The following is a 16,015-nucleotide window of genomic DNA, read 5'->3' on the forward strand; positions in this document are numbered from 1 at the left end:
CCGGCCCCGGCGAAAAGTCCTGCCCTGATGCGCGAACCGCGTCCGGACCTGCAGGATGGGGCCATGCGACCGTTGATCTCGCCCGCTGAGCTCGCCGCGTTCCCCGATCGCGAGCGTCCCGCCGTGCTGGACGTCCGCTGGCGGCTCGGCGGACCGCCCGGCGCGGAGTCCTACCAGGAGGGACACGTGCCCGGGGCGGTGTTCGTCGACCTCGACACCGCGCTGGCCGCACCGCCGGGAGACGGCGGCCGCCACCCGCTGCCGGACCCCGCCGTGCTGCAGCGTGAGCTGCGGAAAGCCGGCGTTCGGGCCGGGCGTCCGGTGGTCGTGTACGACGACGCCGACGGTTCGGTCGCCGCGCGCGCCTGGTGGCTGCTGCGCTGGGCCGGCCATCCGGAGGTCGCGGTGCTCGACGGCGGTTACACAGCGTGGCTGGCCGAGGGGCGGGAAGTGACGGCCGAGGCGGCGTCGCCGGAGCCGGGCGACATCGAGGTCCGGCCGGGCGGCATGCCGGTGCTGTCCGCGGACGACGCGGCGGCGCTCGCGCGCGAAGGCGTGCTGTTCGACGCGCGGGCGCACGTCCGCTACACCGGCGAGACCGAGCCGGTCGACCCGCGGGCCGGGCACATCCCGGGCGCGGTCAGCGCGCCGTCGTCCGAGCACGCCGGCGCGGACGGCCGGTGGCTCTCGCCGTCGGAGCTCGCCGAGCGGTTCGCGTCGCTGGGTTTGGCCGACGGGGTCCCGGCAGGCGCTTACTGCGGTTCGGGCGTGACCGCGTCGTCGGTGGTGCTCGCGCTGGAGGTCGCCGGGCGAGCGGAGCCCGCCGCGCTGTACGCGGGGTCGTGGTCGCACTGGTCGCGCGATCCGGAACGTCCGGCCGCCACCGGTCCCGAACGCGGCTGAATCCGCCGGAACTTTCGGCGCTGTGCGCCGACTTCTCGTCCGGAAGGCTTTTCCAAGCGAGAGGCGGCGTTCATGGAGCGAAGGACATTCCTGCGCGGGTCGGCGGCGGCCGGAGCGGCGATGGCGGCGACGTCCGCGGCGGCGGTCCCGGCTAATGCTGTGGCAACGACCGAGGCCACGGCGAGGACCGAGGCCGCGGCCGGGCGGCGGCCGTTGCGGGTGCAGGTCGTGTTGTTCGACGGCGTCGAGGAGCAGGACTTCGCCGGTCCGTACGAGGTGTTCTCCGCGGCGGGCATGCACGCTAAGCGCGGCACGGACGTTTCGTACGTGCGGGTGGACGGACCGGGCGTCGTGCACGCGTCGTACGGGACGAAGGTGGAGGTCGAGCGCGGCTGGTCCCCGCAGGACGCCGACATCATCGTAGTGCCGGGCGGCGGTTACGCGAAGCGGAAAGGACCGGGCATCTGGGCGGAGATCGACCGCCGGGTGCTGCCGGACGCGCTCGCCGCCGCACCGCGCAAAGGACTGACTCTGGCGTCGCTCTGCACAGGCACGCTTCTGCTCGGCGCGGCCGGTTTGGTGCGCGGACGTCCGTGCACGACTCACCACGGCGCAGTCGACACGCTTGTCCAACAGGGCGGCGTGGTCAAGAAAGCCCGCGTAGTCGACGACGGCGACGTGGTCACCTCGGGCGGCATCACGAGCGGGCTGGACCTGGCCTTGTGGCTGGTGAAACGCGAACTCGGCTCGGACGCGGCGGCCGGGCTGGAGGAGATGCTGGAGTACGAAGCGCGCGGCATCGTCTGGACGCGCGGCTGAGCACTTCCCCGGCGCGGGGGAGCGGGTCGCGGCGCGGTTGAGTTGTGCCCTGCTGCGGAACGGGAACCGGGCCCGGGCCCGGGCCCGAGCCCGAGCCCGGGCTGCGGCGTGGCTGGGTTGTGCCCTGCTGCGGAACCGGGTTCGGGCTGCCGCGCGGTTCAGTTCCGCCCTCGTGCGGAACCGGCCCGGCCCGGGGCGTGGCTGTGTAGCGCCTCGCTGCGGAATCCGGCGCGGGGCGTGGCGCGGTTGGGTTGCGCGCTGTTGCGGAACCGGGCGCGGGGCGTGGTGTGGCTGAGTAGCACCTCGCTGCGGAATCCGGCTCGGCGCTCGGCGAGGTCGAGTTGCGCCCTGCCACCGAACCCGGCTTGGGACGTGGCGCGGCTGAGCCGCACCCCGTCGCGAAACCAGGCTCGGGGCGCGGCGGGGAAGTACAGTGCGGGACATGTCGTCGCCTGCAGTTGTCTGGGATCCGTCGCTGCTGAAGTACGACCTGGGCGGGCAGCATCCGTTCAACCCCGTCCGGCTCGACCTCACCGTGCGGCTCGCCACCGAGCTGGGCGTGCTCGACGGGGTCGAGCTGCTCGTGCCCACTGCGGCCGGCGACGAGGAGCTGCTGCGGGTGCACGCGCCCGAGTACTTGGCCGCCGTGCGGGAAGCTCCGAATGTCGGGTGGGACGTCGGGCACGGGCTCGGAACCGACGACAACCCCGTGTTTCCCGGGATGCACGACGCGACCGCGCTGGTCGTGGGCTCGACGCTGCTCGCCGCCCGCAAGATCGCCGACGGCGAGGTGCGGCGGGCAGTCAACATCGCGGGCGGCCTGCACCACGCGATGCGCGATCACGCCTCTGGTTTCTGCGTCTACAACGACTGCGCGATCGCCATCTCGTGGCTGCTCGACCACGGCTTCGACCGCATCGCGTACGTCGACACCGACGTGCATCACGGCGACGGCGTCCAAGCCGCGTTTTACGACGATCCGCGCGTCCTCACTGTTTCACTGCACCAGCATCCGTTCACGCTCTGGCCTGGCACCGGCTACTCCGCCGAGTTCGGCAAGGGCAAGGCGGCCGGTACGGCGGTCAACATCCCGCTGCCGCCGCACACGCGGGACCCCGGGTGGCTGCGGGCGTTCGACGCGGTGGTTCCGGCTGTGCTGCAGGAGTTTCAGCCGCAACTGCTCGTCACGCAGTGCGGGGTCGACTCGCACGAGGAAGACCCGATGGCGGACATGTCGCTGTCGGTCGACGGCCATCGCACCATCTACTCCACACTGCGCGACCTGGCCGAACGCTACGCGAACGGCCGCTGGCTGGCCGTCGGAGGCGGGGGATACCAGCTGATCCGCGTGGTGCCGCGCTCGTGGACGCACCTGATGGCGACCGTGCTGGACCGCGACGTCCCGCCGGAAACGCCGCTGCCGCCCGGCTGGGTCTCGACGGTCAAGCGCGCCGCCCCGGCCGCCGACCTCCCCGCCGCGATGACCGACGGCGAGGACACCGCCTTCAAACCGTGGGGCGACGACGCGGACGACCCGGTGGACATCGCGATCCGCGACACCCGCCGCGCGATCTTCCCGCTGCACGGCCTCGACCCGGACGATCCGAGGGACTGACCATGCCCGACCAGCCTCGCCATTCCGGCGACAACTCCGGCATTCCCGACCCCGCTCCCGGCGCCCGCACGACGGGCGAATCCGGCGGCAACGACGCCCGTTACCCAGCGGGCGGATCCAAAGCGGCCGAGCCCGGCCTCGCTTCTGCGGGCGGCAGGGCCGGAGCAGCTGGTTCGGCGTCCGACGGCAAGCGCGGAGGGAGCGGTTCGCCAGACCAACCCGAATGGGGCGGCGGACCGCGCGCATCCGGCGGGGCTTCTGCTCCAGACCGGGCTGCGGGTGGGCGCGCGGGGTCGGAACAGCCTGATTCCGCGGGGAATTCCGCCGCGCCGGGTACCAATTCGACGGCTGGCGAAGCCGCAGTGGAGGGTGCTATGGCGGAGAAGCCCGCCGCGGAAAACCCCGTGGCGGAGAGCCTCGGCGCGGAAAACCCGGTGGCGGAAAGCTCCGCCGCGGAGAACCCCGTGGCGGAAAGCCCTGCCGCAGAAAGCCCTGCCACGGAGCATCCCGGCGCGGAACATCCCGCCGAGAGCGGAAAGCGCGATCCCTACGACTACCCCCGTGATTGGGAAGCCGACGTGGTCCTCTCCGACGGCGGCACTGTCCACTTGCGACCCGTCGTGCCCAGTGACGCCGATGGGCTCGTCGCGTTGCACGGCAGGCTTTCCGAACGCACGCGGTACTTCCGGTACTTCGGCGCCTACCCTCGCATTCCGCCGCGGGATCTTGCTCGGTTTTCCACTGTGGACCATCACGACCGGGTCGCGTTTGTCGCTTTGCTGGGGGACGACGTGGTCGCGGTGGGGCGCTACGAGAGGCTCGATCAGGGGCCTTCGGCGGAGGTCGCGTTCGTCGTCGACGACAAGCATCAGGGGCGCGGGCTCGGGTCGATTCTGCTGGAGCACCTCGCGGCGGCGGCGTCGGAATGCGGGTTGCGGCGGTTCGTGGCCGAGGTGCTGAGCGAGAACGCGGCGATGGTGCGCGTGTTCCGCGACGCGGGCTACCAGGTCAGCCGCGCGATCGAGGAAGGCGTGCTGCATCTGGAGTTCGACATCGACCCCACGGAGGAGTCGCTCGCGGTCGCTCGGTCCCGGGAACAGGCCGCGGAGGCGCGGAGTGTGCACAATCTCCTCCATCCCGGCACGGTGGCGGTGATCGGAGCGTCGGCGGATCCCACCAAGGTCGGGCACGTCGCGTTCGCCAACATGCTCGCGGCGGACTTCGCGGGGGCGGTGTATCCGGTCAATCCGGAGCATCGGTCGGTTCGGGGGGTGCGGGCTTATCCGTCCGTGCTCGATATTCCGGATCCGGTTGATCTCGCGTTGGTGGCGGTGCCGGCGGAGGCCGTCGAGTCGGTCCTGGACGCTTGTTTGGCCAAGGGCGTCAAGACGTTGGTGATCGTGTCCGGCGGGTTCGCCGAGTCCGGGCCGCTGGGGTTGCATGCGGAGTTGCGGCTGGTCGGCGAGGCGCGGGCGCACGGGATGCGGGTGGTCGGGCCGAACGCGTTGGGCGTGCTGAATACCGCGAAGGACGTCCGGCTGAACGCGACGCTCGCGCCGCGGTTGCCGAAGCGTGGGCGGACGGGGTTCTTCTGCCAGTCGGGGGCGCTCGGGACGGCGATTCTCGCGGACGCGGGGTCGCGAGGGCTGGGGTTGTCGACGTTTGTGTCGGCTGGCAACCGGGCGGACGTGTCCGGCAACGATTTGCTGCAGTATTGGGAAACCGATCCGGACACCGACCTGGTGCTGCTGTACCTGGAGTCGTTCGGCAATCCGCGCAAGTTCGCGCGGCTCGCGCGCAGGCTGGCGCGGTCGAAGCCGATCGTAGCGGTGAAGTCCGGGCGGCATGCCGTGCGGCCGCAGCTCGCGGCGACGTCGGCGGAGGTCGACGAGGCCAGTGTGCAGGCGTTGTTCGAACAGGCCGGCGTCGTGCGGGTCGAGTCGCTGGCGCAGTTGTTCGACACGGCGCTCGTGTTCGCGCATCAGCCGTTGCCGGCGGGGCCGCGGATCGGGATTGTCGGGAACTCCAGTGCGATCGGGTTGCTGGCCGCCGACACCGCGCGTGCGGAGGGGCTGCGGCTGGCGTTCGATCCGGTGGACATCGGACCGCAAGCGGGGCCGGACGAGTTCGCTACGGCGGTGCGGGAGGCGTTGGATTCGCCGGAGACGGACGCGTTGATAGCTGTCTTCGCGCCGCCGGTGGCGATTCCTGGGGCTGCGTACGCGCGAGCGTTGCGCGAAGCGGTGTCGGAGATGAAGCAGTCGAAGCCGATCGTCTCGACGTTCCTTGCCGCGGAAGGCGTGCCGGACGAGCTGGCGGTGTTGTCCGACGACGGAGTGCCGACGCGTGGGTCGATCCCGTCGTATTCAAGTCCGGAGCGCGCGGTGAACGCGTTGGCGCGCGTGGTGCGGTACGCGGCGTGGCGGCAGCGGCCGCAGGGGACGTTGGTGCGGCCTGGCGGGCTGCATGTCGAACAGGCGCAGGAGATCGTGCGCGAGCTGTTGCCGGAGGACGGCAGTTCGACGCTGCTGTCTGACGACGACGTGGTGCGGTTGCTCAGTTGTTACGGCGTGGATGTGGTGCCGTTCCGGGTGGCGTCCAGCGAAGACAAAGCAGTGGCCGCGGCGGCTGAGCTTGGCTACCCCGTCACGTTGAAGGCGGTGGACGAGCGGTTGCGGGGGCGGCCGGATTTCGCCGGGGTACGGCTTGACCTTATGTCCGAAGACTCCGTACGTGGTGCGTACCGCGATCTGTGTGCGGTGTCGGGCGACGAAGACGTGTACGTGCAACAGATGGCACCGAAGGGGCTGTCCTGCGCGATCGGGCTCCAGGACGACCCGTCGTTCGGCACGCTCGTGTCGTTCGGGCTGTCGGGGTTGGTCAGCACGCTGCTCGGCGACCGCGCGTACCGGGCGGTGCCGTTGACGGACGTCGACGCGGCGACGCTGATCCGTGAGCCGCGTACGTCGCCGTTGCTGACGGGGTATCGCGGTGACGAGCCTGCGGACCTCGCGGCGTTGCAGGACATGGTGTTGCGCGTCGCGGCGCTCGCGGAGGACAACCCCGAAGTGCGGTCGCTGGCGTTGGATCCGATCCTCGCGTCGCCGGACGGGGCGTTTGTCGCCAACGCGCGGTTGGTGGTGGGCGCACCGCCGACGCGGCCGGATACCGGACCGCGTCGGCTGCGGCACATCACGCCGTTGGACTGACCACCAGCTCGCCGAGGCCCAACAGCTGTTCGGTCGCGCCGCCGCTGATGAACTCCAGGCGCTTCGCGGCGGCGAAGTAGCGGTGCACGGGGTGCTCCACATCGATGCCGACGCCGCCGTGCAGGTGTACTGCGGTGTGGGCGACGCGGTGTCCGGCTTCGGCGGCCCAAAACTTCGCCGTGGCCATGTCAGCGGCTGCGGGCAGGCCTTCGGAGAGCTTCCAGGCTGCCTGCCACAGCGTCAGCCGTACGGCTTCGACGTCGATGTACGCGTCGGCGAGACGGTGTCGGACGGCTTGGAAGCTGCCCAGCACCTTGTCGAACTGCTTGCGCTCGCGCGTGTACGCAGCTGTCAGCTCAAGCGCGCGTTCCAAGACACCCAACTGTTGTGCGCAAGCGCCGAGCGTGCCGCGAAGACGCAGCTGTTCGCCGACGTCGCCGAGAGCGACTCCGGGAGTGTCCGACAGCGTCACCAAAGCAGCGTCGGCGTGGTCGGTCGTGGACTGCGCTTCGACAGAGACCCCAGGCGCGTCCTTCTCGACGATGTACACGCCGTCGTTGGCTTCGACGAGTAAGGCGTCTGCGAAGGCCGCGAAGGGGACCGCGGTCTGCGTACCGGTGAGGCGTCCGTCTGAAGCGACGAAGGAGCCGCCCAGGGCGACAGCGAGTACGGCCTTGCCGCGAGAGACCGGAAGCAGCCATCGCTCAGCCAGCAACGGATCGGTGAGCACCGAGCCAGCCTGGACGACCGACGACAGATAGGGGACAGGCGCGACCGCGCGGCCGATCTCGATCAGGACAGAACACTGTTCCAGCAACCCGAAACCGCCGCCGCCGACCGTCGCGGGCAGGGCGGCGTCGAGGACGCCGGAACGGGCCAGCAACGTCCACAGTGGAGCGTCGAAGCCGCCGGACCCGTGCGGGCCCAGCGATTCCGCGGTGACCTGGTCGGCGAGGATGCGCCGGGCGAGGGTGGAGAGGTCGTTTTGTGCTTCGGTGAGGGAGAAGTCCACCGGAGAACTCCTAACGCGTCACGGGCTGGCCGAGGGCGGTGGCGGCGACGATGTCGCGCTGCACCTCGTTGGTGCCGCCGCCGAAAGTGAGGATCAACGCCGAACGGTGCAGCCGTTCCAGCCGCCCGGCGAGCACCGCGCCGGGGGAGCCGGCGCGCACCACGGCGGCCGCGCCGACCACCTCCATCAGCAGCCGGTACGCCTCGATCGCCATCTCGGTGCCGTACACCTTGGTCGCCGACGCCTCCGCCGGGCCGAGTTCGCTGGCCGCGGCGGCCCAGGCGATCTTCCAGTTCCGCAGCTTCAAGTACTCGGCATACGCGTGCACGCGCGCGAGGTGCGTGCGGACCCATTCGCGGTCGGTCAGCGACTCCGCTCGGGCCCATTCCACGACGTCGGCCAGCGCTTTCCGCACCGGCGCGGCGGAGGTCAGCGCGACGCGTTCGTGGTTGAGCTGGTTGGTGATCAGCGGCCAGCCCGCGTTCTCCTCGGCGACCCGCGACGTGACCGGCACGCGGATGTCGTCGTAGTAGGTCGCGCTGGTGCCGGGGCCGGCGACGGTGTGCACCTTCGTCCAGGAAAAGCCCGGCGCGGAGGTCGGCACGATCAGGATCGACAGGCCCTTGTGCTTGCGCGCCTCCGGATCGGTGCGCGCGGCCAGCCACACGTAGTCGGCGTACTCGATCAGGCTGGTCCACATCTTCTGCCCGTTGACCACGTACTCGTCGCCGTCACGGGTAGCCCGCGTGCGCAGCGAGGCGAGGTCGGTGCCCGCGCCCGGTTCGGAGTAGCCGATCGCGAAATGCAGCTCGCCCGCGGCGATCTTCGGCAGGTAGAACGCCTTCTGGTCCGGCGTGCCGAACCGCATGATCGTCGGGCCGATCGTGTTCACCGTCAGGAACGGCACCGGCACCCCGGCGACCGCCGCCTCGTCGGTGAAGATCAGCTGGTCGAGCATGCTCCGGTCCTGGCCGCCGTACTCGCGCGGCCAGCCGAGCGCGAGCCAGCCGTCCTTGCCCAGCTGCCGGACGATTTCCTTGTACGCCAAGCCGTCGCCGTACTCGCCGCCCGGCGCGGCGAGGCTTTCCCGCCGCGCCGGAGTCATCAGCTCGGCGAAGTACTCCCGCAGCTCGGCGGCCAGCTTCCGCTGCTCGCTCGTATAGTCGATCCGCACCCGTCACCTCCACCCCGCCGGTCTCGTTGTGGTGTCGTACCGGGCCCCGGCGGTAAGCTAGAACCTGTTCTAGTTGTACCAGGAGTGGCGGACGGGAGGAAGCATGGAGGTCAGTGTCGACCGGGCGCTGTGCGAGGCGAACGCGGTCTGCGTGGGGTTCGCGCCGGAGGTCTTCGATCTCGACGACGACGAGAACCTGGTGATCGGGCCGGTTCCGGAGGAAGAAGTAGAACGTGTTTCGCAAGCGGTGACGAACTGCCCGAAGAACGCCCTGTTCACGACCGGTTGATCGGGGCTTGCTCAATACGAGAACAGATTCTAGTCTGTGCTTCGTCAGGCAGGCTTCGACGAGGAGGCTCGCGGGTGGAACCGTCCGAACGGAAAACGTACGACGACCGGGCTGGAGCGGTTCGATGACGCTCGAGGGCAAGGTCGCTGTCGTCACCGGGGCCGGAGCCGGGCTCGGCCGGGCCGAAGCGCTCGCGCTGGCCCGCGAAGGCGCGTCCGTGGTGGTCAACGACATCGGCGAGGCGTCCGACGTCGTGGCCGAGATCGAAAAACACGGCGGCAAAGCGCTCGCCGTGGCCGGGGACGTCTCGGCGGCCGAAACCGCGAAGGAACTGCTGTCGGCCGCGGTGGACCACTTCGGCAGCCTCGACATCGTCGTGAACAACGCGGGCGTGCTCCGCGACCGGATGCTGTTCTCGATGTCCGACGAGGACTGGGACAAGGTCATCGCGGTGCACCTGCGCGGGCATTTCCTGCTGTCCCGCAACGCCGCCGCGTACTGGCGCGATCGCTCCAAAATGGAGGGACAGCCGGTGTACGGCCGGCTGGTGAACACCGCGTCCGAGGCGTTCCTGGTCGGTTCGCCGGGGCAGCCGAACTACTCGGCGGCCAAGGCGGGCATCGCGGCGCTCACCATGTCCGCGGCGCGCGGGCTGGCGAAATACGGCGTGCGAGCCAACACGATCTGCCCGCGCGCCCGCACCGCGATGACCGCGGATGTCTTCGGCGAAGCGCCCGCGGACGGGCTCGATCCGTTGTCGGTAGAGCATGTTGCTCCGTTTGTCGCATTCCTTGCTTCCCCGGACGCGGACGCCATCAACGGCCAGGTTTTCGTCGTGCACGGCGGCATGGTCGCGTTGCTGAAGCCGCCGTCGGTGGAGGAGCGGTTCGACACCGCGAACGGCGCCTGGACCACCGGCGAACTCGCCGAAACCGTCGGCGCGCACTTCGCCGGCCGCGACCCGGAGCGGATGTTCGCCGCGACCGACCTGCTTTCGCTGCCCTGAACCCGGAGGACGCATGACTGAGCACCGGTTGTCCGGCAAGGTCGCCCTCATCACCGGGGCGGCCCGAGGGCAAGGCGCGGCGGCCGCGCGCGCGTTCGTCGCGCAGGGCGCCAAGGTGGTGATCGCCGACGTCCTCGACGAAGAAGGCAAGGCGCTCGCCGCCGAACTCGGCGAATCGGCGGTGTTCTGCCATCTCGACGTGAGCGACGAGGACGGCTGGACGGCCGCGGTCGAGGCCACGGTGACCGAATTCGGCGCGCCGACGGTGCTGGTCAACAACGCCGGGGTGCTGTACTTTTCGGAACTCGCGAAGACGCCGCTGGCCGAATACGAACGCGTCGTGCGGATCAACCAGATCGGCGCGTTCCTCGGCATGCGCTCGGTCGTTGAACCCATGGCCGGGGCCGGCGGCGGCTCCATCGTCAACGTGTCCTCTGTGGAGGGTCTGGCCGGGATGCCGTTCCTCGTCGCCTACACCGCGACCAAGTTCGCGATCCGCGGGATGACCAAGGTCGCCGCGCTGGAGCTGGGCGCGCGCGGGATCCGGGTCAACTCGGTGCATCCGGGCATGATCGACACGAAAATGGTGTCCGACGCCGCGGGCGCGGACGTGGATGTGTCCTGGGTGGGCAAGAAGGTCGCGCTCGGCCGGGTGGGCCGGGCCGACGAGATCGCGCCGCTGCTGGTGTTCCTCGGCAGCGACGAGAGTTCGTATTGCACGGGCAGCGAGTTCGTCGCCGACGGCGGGGCCACCGCCACACATGCGTTGAAATTGTGAGGATCGCCGGCGGCTGGTGAGCCTAGGGTGACGGCTGGGGCGCGAAGGGACGGGAGTGAACACCGCTAACCGAAATCGGCGGGCGGGGATGGGCAAGACTCGGGGGTGACTACTGGGAGGTGCGGTGGGCGGAAGCGGCTCGGTCACTCTCCCGGGCACCGCGGCGCTGACTCAGGTCGGCAGGCTCGCCACGCTGTCCTGGGAGGTCCTGCGGGCGATTTTCAAGCGTCCGTTCCAGTTCCGCGAATGGATCCAGCAGTGCTGGTTCTTCGCGAGCGTGACCATTCTGCCGACCGCGCTGGTCGCGATCCCGTTCGGCGCGGTCATCGCGCTGCAGCTGGGATCGCTGACCACGCAGATCGGCGCGCAGTCCTTCACCGGCGCGGCCAGCGCGCTCGCCATCGTGCAGCAGGCGAGCCCGTTGATCACCGCGCTGCTGGTGGCCGGAGCGGGCGGCAGCGCGGTCTGCGCGGACATCGGCGCGCGCAAGATCCGGGAAGAAATCGACGCGATGGAAGTGCTCGGCGTCAACCCGATCCAGCGCATCGTGGTGCCGAGGGTGCTCGCCGCGATCGTGGTGTCGGTGCTGCTCAACGGCCTGGTCAGCGTGGTCGGCGTGCTCGGCGGCTACTTCTTCAACGTGGTCCTGCAAGGCGGCACGCCGGGCGCGTACCTGGCCAGCTTCAACGCGCTCGCGCAGGTGCCGGACCTCTGGATCAGCGAGATCAAGGCGTTCCTGTACGGCTTCGTCGCGGGCGTGGTCGCCGCGTTCCGCGGGCTGAACCCGGCTGGCGGGCCGAAGGGCGTCGGCGACGCGGTGAACCAGGCGGTGGTGATCACCTTCCTGCTGCTGTTCCTGATCAACGTCGTGCTGACCGCCGTGTACCTCAAAGTCGTGCCCCCGAAGGCGTTGTGACATGACGGCCGAACCGATCGAGCAGACGCGCGCGTCCGACCGGACGCTGGAGATCATCGCGCGCCCCGGCGCGAGTCTCGAAGGACTCGGGAAACAGCTGTCGTTCTACGGCCGGGCGCTCGCCTGGTCGCCGCGCACGATCCGGCGCTACGGCCGGGAAACCACGCGGCTGCTCACCGAAGTCTGCTTCGGCACCGGCGGTCTCGCGGTGATCGGCGGGACGCTCGGCGTGATGATCGGCATGACGCTGTTCACCGGTCTGATCGTGGGCCTGCAAGGCTATTCGGCGCTGAACCAGCTCGGCACCGCGGCGCTCACCGGGTTCATTTCGGCCTACTTCAACACCCGCGAGGTCGCTCCGCTGTCGGCCGGGCTCGCGTTGTCGGCCACCGTCGGCTGCGGTTTCACCGCTCAGCTCGGCGCGATGCGGATCTCCGAAGAGATCGACGCGCTCGAAGTGATGGCCGTGCCGAGCATGCCGTACCTCGTCACCACGCGCGTGCTCGCCGGCGTGACCGCGGTGATTCCGCTGTACGCGGTGGGCTTGCTGTCCTCGTATCTCGCGTCGCGGCAGATCACCATCTGGCTCTACGGCCAGTCCGCGGGCACGTACGACCATTACTTCACGCTGTTCCTCCCGCCGGAGGACGTGCTGTGGTCGTTCGCCAAGGTGATCGTGTTCAGCGTGCTGGTGATCCTTTCCCATTGCTATTACGGCTATACCGCCTCCGGCGGACCGGCCGGGGTGGGCATCGCGGTGGGCCGCGCGGTGCGGACGTCGATCGTGCTGATCTCGGTGCTGGACTTCTTCCTGAGCCTCGCGATCTGGGGCGCGAACACGACAGTGCGGATATCCGGATGAGTACCCGTCGAGAGTTGCGCAAACGGCTCCAGTACCAGCTGCTGGGGCTGATCTTCCTCGTCGTGGCGGCGTTGTTCTTCACCACCACGATCGCCGCGTACCGCAAGGTGTTCACGCCGGTCACGACGGTGAAGCTGGAGACCGACCACGTCGGCAGCCAGCTGCGCGTCGGCGGCGACGTGAAGGTGCGGGGCATGCTCGTCGGCGAGATCCGCGACGTGCGGCCGGTCGGCGACCACGCGGAGCTGGAACTGGCGCTGCAGCCGGACAAGACCGACGTGATCCCGTCGAACGTTTCGGCGCGGCTGCTGCCGAAAACGCTGTTCGGCGAACGGTATGTCGCGCTTCAGCTGCCCGAGCGGGCGCAGCGGCCGATCAAAGCGGGCGACGTCATCCCGCAGGACCGCAGCAGCACCGCGATCGAGCTGGAGCAGGTCCTCAACCACGTCATGCCGCTGCTGCAGGCGGTGCAGCCGGAAAAGCTTTCCAGCACGCTCAACGCCGTGTCCACCGCGCTCGACGGACGCGGCAAGAAGCTCGGCGAGACGCTCACCCAGCTGTCGGATTACCTCGGCAAGCTGAACCCGTCGCTGCCTGATCTGAAGGCCGACATCACCGGGCTGGCCAACGTTTCCGGCATCTACGACAAGGCCGCGCCGGACGCGCTGCAGGCGCTCGCGGATCTCACCACGACGACGCAGACCATTGTGGAGAAACAGCGCGGCCTTACCGACCTGTACTCCTCGGTCACCGGCACCGCGACCGACCTGACGCGCTTCCTGGAAGTCAACAAGGACAACATCATCCGCCTCACCACCGCCGTGCAGCCCACGCTCGACGTGCTCGCGAAGTACGCGCCGGAATACCCGTGCCTGTTCAAGCAGCTGGCCGGGACGGTGCCGAACGCGGAGCTGGCGTTCGGCAAGGGCACCGCGCATCCGGAGGTCAGCCGCGTGACGATCGAGTTCTCGGCGAGCCGCGGCAAGTACCTGCCCGGCGTCGACGAGCCGAAGTACGACGACAAACGCGGCCCGCGCTGCTATCCGCAGGTGCCGAAACCCGGGCACTGGCCGCAGTACCCGCCCGACGGCGCGGTGAAGGACGGGGCGAGCAAACCCGCTCCGCCGCACAGTCCGGACGGCACGCTGCCCGGCGACATCACCAACGGCCCGCTGCCCGGCGGGTCCGGCTCGACCGGCGGCGCGCCGAGCATCGTCGGGTCGGCCGACGAGCAGAAGCTGCTCGACCTGCTCGTCTCGCCGACGCTGAACACCACGCCGGACAACGTTCCGGGCTGGTCGGGGCTGCTGGTCGGGCCGCTGTACCGCGGGGCGGAGGTGGAGCTGAAATGAGGTCGTTCGTTCCCGCGCTGATCAAGATCGGCATCTTCGCCGTGGTCACCGTGCTGCTCACCGGGGTGCTCGCCACCACGATCGCGAACACGAACTTCGGGAACACCGCGTCCTACGTCGCGAAGTTCACCGACGCGTCCGGCCTGCAGGCCGGCGACGACGTGCGGATCTCCGGCGTGAAGGTCGGCCAGGTCGAGACGATCGGGGTCGACCAGGGCGAGCGGAACTACGCCGAGGTGCGGTTCCTCGTCGAATCGGCGTACAAGCTGCCCTCGCTCGCCACCGCGACGATCAAGTACCGCAACCTCGTCGGCCAGCGCTACCTCTCGCTCGGCACCGACGTCGGCGGCGGCGACCCGCTGTCTCCCGGCGACACCATCCCGCCGGAGCGGACCAAACCCGCACTGAATCTGACCGTGCTGTTCAACGGGTTCAAGCCGCTGTTCAAGGCGCTGGACCCGAAGGAGGTCAACCAGCTTTCCGCCGAGATCGTGCAGGTGTTCCAGGGCGAGGGCGGCACGATCACCAGCCTGCTGTCGCACACCGCGTCGATCACGTCGGCGATCGCGGGCAAGGACAAGGTGATCGGGCAGGTCATCGACAACCTCAACCAGGTGCTCGGCACGGTCAACGCGCGCGGCCCGCAGCTCGGCGACCTCGTCGACCAGACGCAGCGGCTGGTGAGCGGCCTTGCCGAGCAGCGCAAACCGATCGGCGACGCGGTGGGCGCGCTCGGCGACCTGACCAACGCGACGGCGGGCCTGCTCGCCGACGCCCGGCCCGTCGTGCAGCAGGACGTGGTCCAGCTCGGGAAGCTGTCGAACAACCTCAACGACTCGCAGCCGCTCATCGAGCACCTGCTGCAGGTGCTGCCGGGGAACCTGGAGAAGTTCACCCGGACCCTGAGCTACGGCAGCTGGTTCAACTACTACCTGTGCGGGATCGAAGGCACCATCGGCATTTCCTCGCTGGACGTGACGCTGCCGATCGTGCCGGTCCCCGGTACCGAACGCGCGCCGAGGTGTGGCCCGTGAAACGACTCAAGGACCGGAACCAGGCCAGCGTCGGCGCGGTGACGCTCGTGCTCATCGTGCTGATCACCGCGGTGACGTACTTTTCCGACAGCATCCCGATGTTCGGCAGCGGCACCACCTACACCGCGGCGTTCGCCGAGTCCGCCGGGCTCGCGCCGGACAACGAGGTGCAGGTGGCCGGCGTCAAGGTCGGGCAGGTGACCTCGGTGGAACTGGGCCACAAACAGGTGCTCGTGAAGTTCCGCGTGAAGGGCGTCCGGGTCGGCGACGCGACCACGGCGTCGATCGAGATCAAGACGCTGCTGGGGGAGAAGTACCTCGCGCTGGACACGAAGGGCGGCGGCACGCAGACGCCCGGCGACACGATCCCGGTGCAGCGCACGCGGACGCCGTTCCAGCTGCAGGACGCGTTCAACCAGCTGTCCACCACGGTCGGCGACATCGACACGAAACAGCTGGCGCAGAGCTTCACCGCGCTGTCGGATTCCCTTAAGGACAGTCCGCAGTATTTGAAGGACACGCTGTCCGGGCTGTCGGCGTTGTCGAAGACGGTGTCCTCGCGCGACGCCGACCTGCACGCGCTGCTGTCCAACACGAGCAAGATCTCGAAGACGCTGTCCGACCGGAACGCCCAGCTGCAGCAGGTGATCAGCGACGGCAATCTGCTGCTGACCGAACTGCAGCAGCGCCGAGAGCAGATCAGCACGCTGCTCAAGGGCACGCAGCAGATTTCGGCGCAGCTGTCCGGGCTGGTCGCGGACAACCGCACGCAGATCGGGCCGACGCTCGCCGCGCTCGGGAAGGTCACCGACGTGTTGCAGCGCAACCAGGGCAACCTCGACCGGAGCCTGCAGCTGATGGCCCCGTTCGCCCGGGTCGGCGCGAACGCGACCGGCAACGGGCGCTGGTTCGAGGGGTACCTGTGCGGGTTGCTGCCGCCGACGATCACCGTGGGCGGACTGTCGATCAACCCGGAGGGCTGTACGCCGCCGATCTCCGCGCCTGATCAGGGGGTGGGTGGACGATGACTACCGCCGACGTACTTT

At 69.5% G+C, this 16,015-nt stretch carries 14 protein-coding genes; 12 read left to right on the forward strand and 2 right to left on the reverse strand.

The window, feature by feature from the left end; genetic code table 11:
* Positions 1 to 63 precede the first annotated feature (63 nt).
* From ACZ7SW_RS32745 to ACZ7SW_RS32760, 4 genes are all read left to right on the forward strand, one after another.
* The gene (locus tag ACZ7SW_RS32745) at positions 64 to 903 is read left to right on the forward strand and encodes a sulfurtransferase (protein ID WP_470234223.1); all 840 of its coding nucleotides are present in this window, start codon (positions 64 to 66) and stop codon (positions 901 to 903) included.
* 72 nt (positions 904 to 975) lie between these two features.
* Complete coding sequence (locus tag ACZ7SW_RS32750; protein WP_470234224.1) at positions 976 to 1,722, forward strand: DJ-1/PfpI family protein; 747 nt, start codon at positions 976 to 978, stop codon at positions 1,720 to 1,722.
* Positions 1,723 to 2,164: 442 nt separating this feature from the next.
* Positions 2,165 to 3,337, forward strand: a complete 1,173-nt coding sequence (locus ACZ7SW_RS32755; protein WP_470234225.1) for an acetoin utilization protein AcuC — start codon at positions 2,165 to 2,167, stop codon at positions 3,335 to 3,337.
* A gap of 374 nt (positions 3,338 to 3,711) precedes the next feature.
* The gene (locus tag ACZ7SW_RS32760; protein ID WP_470234226.1) at positions 3,712 to 6,546 is read left to right on the forward strand and encodes a bifunctional acetate--CoA ligase family protein/GNAT family N-acetyltransferase; all 2,835 of its coding nucleotides are present in this window, start codon (positions 3,712 to 3,714) and stop codon (positions 6,544 to 6,546) included.
* Here the strand turns inward: ACZ7SW_RS32760 and ACZ7SW_RS32765 are convergent.
* Both ACZ7SW_RS32765 and ACZ7SW_RS32770 read right to left on the reverse strand, forming a co-directional pair.
* Entirely contained in the window at positions 6,530 to 7,558 is a 1,029-nt protein-coding gene (locus ACZ7SW_RS32765) for an acyl-CoA dehydrogenase family protein (protein WP_470234227.1), read from the reverse strand. The genes ACZ7SW_RS32760 and ACZ7SW_RS32765 overlap by 17 nt on opposite strands.
* Before the next feature lie 10 nt (positions 7,559 to 7,568).
* On the reverse strand, positions 7,569 to 8,732 hold the full coding sequence (locus tag ACZ7SW_RS32770) for an acyl-CoA dehydrogenase family protein (protein WP_470234228.1): 1,164 nt from the start codon (positions 8,730 to 8,732) through the stop codon (positions 7,569 to 7,571).
* A 103-nt stretch (positions 8,733 to 8,835) separates the two neighbouring features.
* On the opposite strand from ACZ7SW_RS32770, the gene ACZ7SW_RS32775 reads away from it, so the two are divergent.
* The 8 genes from ACZ7SW_RS32775 to ACZ7SW_RS32810 all read left to right on the forward strand — a co-directional run bounded on the left by ACZ7SW_RS32775 (position 8,836) and on the right by ACZ7SW_RS32810 (position 15,997).
* A complete protein-coding gene (locus ACZ7SW_RS32775) occupies positions 8,836 to 9,021 on the forward strand; it encodes a ferredoxin (protein ID WP_470234229.1) in 186 nt (61 codons plus the stop codon).
* 124 nt (positions 9,022 to 9,145) lie between these two features.
* Positions 9,146 to 10,027 (forward strand): 3-oxoacyl-ACP reductase, encoded by an 882-nt coding sequence (locus ACZ7SW_RS32780; RefSeq protein WP_470234230.1) that lies wholly within the window; start codon positions 9,146 to 9,148, stop codon positions 10,025 to 10,027.
* Between the two features lie 13 nt (positions 10,028 to 10,040).
* On the forward strand, positions 10,041 to 10,805 hold the full coding sequence (locus ACZ7SW_RS32785; RefSeq protein ID WP_470234231.1) for a glucose 1-dehydrogenase: 765 nt from the start codon (positions 10,041 to 10,043) through the stop codon (positions 10,803 to 10,805).
* Between the two features lie 124 nt (positions 10,806 to 10,929).
* Complete coding sequence (locus tag ACZ7SW_RS32790) at positions 10,930 to 11,721, forward strand: MlaE family ABC transporter permease (RefSeq protein ID WP_344267887.1); 792 nt, start codon at positions 10,930 to 10,932, stop codon at positions 11,719 to 11,721.
* 1 nt (position 11,722) lies between these two features.
* Complete coding sequence (locus ACZ7SW_RS32795; RefSeq protein ID WP_009075203.1) at positions 11,723 to 12,583, forward strand: MlaE family ABC transporter permease; 861 nt, start codon at positions 11,723 to 11,725, stop codon at positions 12,581 to 12,583.
* A complete protein-coding gene (locus tag ACZ7SW_RS32800) occupies positions 12,580 to 13,935 on the forward strand; it encodes an MCE family protein (RefSeq protein WP_470234232.1) in 1,356 nt (451 codons plus the stop codon). Before ACZ7SW_RS32795 ends, ACZ7SW_RS32800 begins: the two co-directional genes overlap by 4 nt.
* Positions 13,932 to 14,969, forward strand: coding sequence for an MCE family protein (locus ACZ7SW_RS32805; protein ID WP_470234233.1), 1,038 nt, complete (start codon positions 13,932 to 13,934; stop codon positions 14,967 to 14,969). The genes ACZ7SW_RS32800 and ACZ7SW_RS32805 overlap by 4 nt, the downstream gene beginning before the upstream one ends.
* Entirely contained in the window at positions 14,966 to 15,997 is a 1,032-nt protein-coding gene (locus tag ACZ7SW_RS32810; RefSeq protein ID WP_470234234.1) for an MlaD family protein, read from the forward strand. The genes ACZ7SW_RS32805 and ACZ7SW_RS32810 overlap by 4 nt, the downstream gene beginning before the upstream one ends.
* Positions 15,998 to 16,015 lie beyond the last annotated feature (18 nt).

This window comes from Amycolatopsis sp. NPDC114484 (assembly GCF_055633755.1).